Below are 5,150 nucleotides of genomic sequence, written 5' to 3'. Positions count from 1 at the left end.
AAAGAAAATCCGACTTGGAAGAATAATGGCACTTTGAAGTTGGAAAATGGAAGCAATCTAGCGGTAGATTCGTTGGCTAAACCTATCGTTTATTCATTAGGAAATGATACAGATTGGGATTTGTTAATTGGCGACAAATCTGGATGGATTTCAATTTTTGAAAATACTGGTTCAAATAGTGTTCCGGTGTGGGTTGATAAAGGCAATATTCAAGATAGCAGTGCACTACGAATTGATGTGGGGGGCTCTGCTGCTCCACAATTAATCGATCATGATGGTGACGGCGATTTGGACCTTTACGTAGGAGAGCGTAGAGGCCGTATCGTTTATATTGAAAATCAAGGTACAGATCAAACGCCATCTTGGGTTAATCAAAGTTATTTAACCGATAACCTTGGTAGTACGCTGGACATTGGTCTTTATGCCGCTCCTGTCATTGCATCAACTAGTGGAGCAACTCTAAATGATCTTTGGATTGGGAATTCCCTTGGGCAGATTAGCTGGTATCAACAGGTTTCAACAAACCCTCTATCATGGCAATCAAAAGGCAATTCATATAATAGTTCTGGTGTGGGTAATTATGCTTCACCAACAAGGATTGATTATAACAATAATGGTGTTTTGGATTTGGTTGTGGGCAATAGTATTGGACAGCTTCGCTTAATCAAAAATATAGGAACAAATGAACAAGCTTATTTTAGAATGGACAGTCTATTAATTAATGAACAGGGGGATGCCATAGATATTGGATATTATGCTACCCCTGCTTTTTATGATCTGGACAATGATGATGATGATGATTTAGTTGTCGGGAATAACAATGGCGAATTTGTTCATTATAAAAATATAGGCACAGCAGAATTGCCGAATTGGACTTCGCTAGGATTGCTAAAAAATGCAAATGGTTCAATAATTGGTGTGGGTCGTTATGCTGCTCCATTCTTCATTGATTATGATGCCGATGGTGATATCGATATTTTATCCGGTAATTTCGATGGCCAGCTTTATTTCATAGAAAACATGGGTACAGTATCCAATCCTATCTGGAAAAACTCAGTTCGTATTGTGGATGAAAATAATAACATTATTGATGTTGGTGCATATGCAAAACCAATAGTAAGTGATTTGAATTTTAATGGAATTTCAGAATTGTTGATCGGTAATTCATATGGTCGTATTTTTCGATATAAAAATGTAAGTAATACCACTGGATATAGTTGGTCATTAAAAAGTACACAATTAGGAAAAGTAGATGTGGGGGGGTTCGCAGCACCACTGGCAATGAACCTAGATGGTGATATTGATGATGACCTATTAATAGGCAATGGGTCAGGATTGATTTATCAATTAAAATCAGTCGGTAATGTAGAAAAAATCTTTACAACAGAGGGCGATCATACATCGACAATCCGAGTGACAGATAATACAGGGAAGAATGCGACTGATTCAATAACACTTAACGTATTACCGACAGGATCCCCGACATTAGAATTATCTTCTAGTGTAGAAGACGGATTAGTGCCATTAAATGTTGCCTTTGTTGCAACCGCAACAGATCTAGATGGAACAATAGCCAGCTATGAATGGGACTTTGATGGTGACGGAGTATATGAGAAAACTGGTTCAGCAAGAGAAACCTTCACCTATAACTCAGTAGGAGAATTTAATCCACGCGTACGAGTGACTGACAATAATGGAAAACAAGCAATAGACTCAGTTATTGTTAAAGTTAATATGCAGGTTAATTTATCTCATAATGCTGTCATGAACCCGAGTCAAGGTGAAAAAAGTGCGATTAGTACTATTTTAAATGCTGATGTAACCATCACACTGAAAATAGTGGATGAATTGGGCAATGTCATTTAAACCTTAGTGGATGGTGAATTCAGAGATGCCGGTACTTACGTTGATAGTTGGGATGGATATGATAGTCTGAATAATCAGGTGGGTGATGGCTCTTATTACTACGTGTTAAGTTACAGCAACAACGGAGTTGAAGGTGAAATTGATTTAAGAGAAAGTGCAACCTTTTCTCAATATACGCCAAGCCGAACTTGGCCAGGAAAATTTAACCCTTATACAGGTGTCCCAGTTACCAGTACTTATACGGTCAATAAACCATCAGAAGTAAGTTTTTACTTCTGGGTAAGAGACAATTCCAGACCAGGTTCCAATATCGCTCCTGTTAGAACTTTGTTTATTAGGAAATTAAAAGCTGCTGGAACCCATACTGAAATTTGGGATGGTGTCGATGATAACGGTGTGCCTGTTAAACCTGGCGAACAATATAGAATCACACTTTGGGTTTATGAATTACCAGATAATGCTATTGTGATTACTGGAGATAAACCAGAAGTCAGCAATCTGACAGTTACTAATCGAACGTTCAATCCTAAATTTAATCCGTACAGTACTGAACCGGATCAAACTGAGTCGGCTAGAGTAGCATTTGATATTTCAAAAGATGCATTAATGAATGTTGTTGCCATAGACAGTACTGGGCTGAAAATAGACCTATTTACAAAAGCCGGCCTAACCGCAGGAGCTAATTCAATAAGCTGGGACGGTCGAAACTTTAAAGGTGAGCTAGTTCTTCCTGGTGTTTATTCATTGCAGTTAACCGCTATTGACAGCAAAGGCAACCGTTCGTTACCACGCTATGCCATTTTGACAGTTAGATATTAATAGCCCTAAAAGAGAGAAGATAACCATGAAACATTATACTTTTGGAGTAATCTTGGCATTAGCGTTATTACATACTCAGCCAATTATAGCCTGTACAGGAATTCAGGTTTATCCTGTCAACCCATCGACAAGTTCTGAAATAACAATAACCTGTAAAACTGATGTGGAAGTAAAGAAAATTGCGGTTGAGATAATTGGCGACAACTGGAATGCTTCATTTCCAAACCTTTTTGATGATGGTAGTCATGGTGACCAGACAAAAGAAGATAAAACTTACAGCTTGATGATGAAAGCTCCATCAGTCAGAGGGGAATATAAGATTAAATTCTATCGAATCTTGCACGATCAAAATGAGCTGGAATCAACAATAATGTTTTCAGTCCAATAATCCGTAAAAAACATTGCAGATAAAAAAATTACCGTTAAGGGTTAAAAATAAGGGGTTGATTGTGAAGATATTAAAAAGAATTAATTTGATGGATTTAAATTTACGATTTTTGATAATAGTATTGTGCATAATGGCAGTGCCCTTGTTGTCTTTTTCCGTGCAGGCTTATGATGCACCCCCAAAAGATCAGGGACACTCTGGACCTTTGGCTGGAGTACCATCTGGTACTCCAGCTGATGAACCAGGACAATGTGGTGTTGGTGATCCAATAAATTCAAAAAACGGTGACTTTAATTTTATAGAAAAAGATATCTATATTCCTGGTGTTGGGTTTTCATTAGCTATTGACCGAACTTACAATAACCAAAACAACCTTAAAGAAGGTCCTTTCGGATTCGGATGGACTTTTAATTATGATGTCACCCTATCAGAAATTGTCGATGCCGTTGCCCCCAAAGTAATTATTCAACGAGGCGATGGTATGAGGCTTGTGTTCAAAGCTAATGCGGATGAAAGCTATGTTTCACCTCAAGGTCTCTTTCTTACATTAACTAAAATCTCTGGGGTTTTTAGTCTAACTGAAAAAAACGGAAATGTTCACCGTTTTGATAGTAATGGGAGACTTATTTCAATTTCTGATGCTAATAACAATCAATTAACATTTGCTTATGATGTATCCGGTAAATTGACAACGTCAACTGATGCTTCATCTAGAAGCATTTCACTAAGCTATAACACTAATAATAAAATTACAAAAATAGTTGATTCTTCTAATAGAAATTTCATCTACGAATATGATGAAAATAACAACTTGATAGGTTTTACAAACGCGAACAACGAAAAAACTGAATATGTCTATGACAGTTCTCATAGAATGACAAAGAAAAAGGATCCAAAGGGAGTTGAAGTTATTCGTTTAACGTATAACGCTCAAAACAAAGTTACTCAGCAGTTTTTTAGAGGTGGATTTTTTAATTTTACTTATTATGATGGATATACCCGTGTTTGTAATCGAAGAGATAACTGTACAAATTATTATTATAATGGAACGGGGAATCCAATACGTATTCATCATCCAGTTATTGGGTCATCCCACAGAACGAATAATGATCAATTAAGGTTAACAAAGTATACGGATGAAAATAATAGTTCTTGGAATTACACCTATGATGAAAAAGGTAATTTATTAACAACGACAGATCCAAACTCTCATGCTAACCAATTTTCCTACGAATCTAATTATAATAAGATTGCCTCCATAACGGATGCAAAGCAAAACAAAACAGAATACGAGTATGATGCCAAAGGTAATTTAACTAAAGTTACAAACGCACTTGAACAGATTGTACTTAAAATAGCCAGCTACAACAGCCATGGTAATCCGCTCGAGGTATTAGATGCTAATGAGGTAAAAACGGAACTTAGCTATGATGTTCACGGTCGATTACTCAGTACAACGAGTGATGGTTCAACAACAAGCTTTTCATATGATAATGTTGGTAAGACTATATTTCCCGATGGAAAAACCATTGAATATAAATATAATGCAGCCAATCGACTTACTGAAATTATTGATGGAGAAGGTAACAAACTTAAACTGACGCTAGATGCTGTTGGAAATATACTCACACAAGATGTACTTGATAAAAATGGTGACATAACTCGTAAACAAACCTGGGTCTATGATGATTTTGATCGTTCTAAAGAATCAATTACTGTAGACGATCGTAAAACTCTATTTAACTATGACAGTAATGATAATTTAATCAAGCTATCCAATGCTCTGAATAACTCAGTAAATTTTACTTTTGATGAACTTGATCGATTGACCCAAGTTACTGATGCAATATCAGGTATCACCAGATTCAACTATGATAACCAAGGAAATATCACACGCGTAACAGATCCTGAAGATATGGTCACTCAATATAGCTACGATAAAGTGGGAAATCTTCTAAAACTCATTAGCCCTGATACAGGACAAACAGTCAATACCTACAATGAAGCTGATAATCTCCTCACATCAACTGATTCACGAGGAATAACAGCAACGTATAGCTATGATGAATTACATCGG

The 5,150-nt window shown here is 36.6% G+C and carries 4 protein-coding genes; all 4 read left to right on the top strand.

Annotated features, from left to right (window positions below):
• Window positions 1-1,866, top strand: a 1,866-nt coding sequence (locus CDZ78_RS18625) for a PKD domain-containing protein (protein ID WP_140414212.1), incomplete at its 5' end; no start/stop codon positions are given.
• Between the two features lie 6 nt (window positions 1,867-1,872).
• Window positions 1,873-2,685: a hypothetical protein gene (locus CDZ78_RS18620; RefSeq protein ID WP_087871315.1), complete on the top strand. Its 813-nt coding sequence runs from the start codon at window positions 1,873-1,875 to the stop codon at window positions 2,683-2,685.
• Between the two features lie 25 nt (window positions 2,686-2,710).
• Window positions 2,711-3,073, top strand: coding sequence for a choice-of-anchor X domain-containing protein (locus CDZ78_RS18615; RefSeq protein ID WP_087871314.1), 363 nt, complete (start codon window positions 2,711-2,713; stop codon window positions 3,071-3,073).
• A gap of 61 nt (window positions 3,074-3,134) precedes the next feature.
• Window positions 3,135-5,150 (top strand): DUF6531 domain-containing protein (locus tag CDZ78_RS18610; protein ID WP_140414211.1); only part of this gene is annotated, 2,016 nt, incomplete at its 3' end.

It is taken from the genome of Bathymodiolus platifrons methanotrophic gill symbiont, from assembly GCF_002189065.1.
Classification (GTDB): domain Bacteria; phylum Pseudomonadota; class Gammaproteobacteria; order Methylococcales; family Methylomonadaceae; genus Methyloprofundus.
The sequence above is the reverse complement of the archived record's forward strand: the minus strand, read 5'-3'. Positions and strand labels throughout refer to the sequence as shown.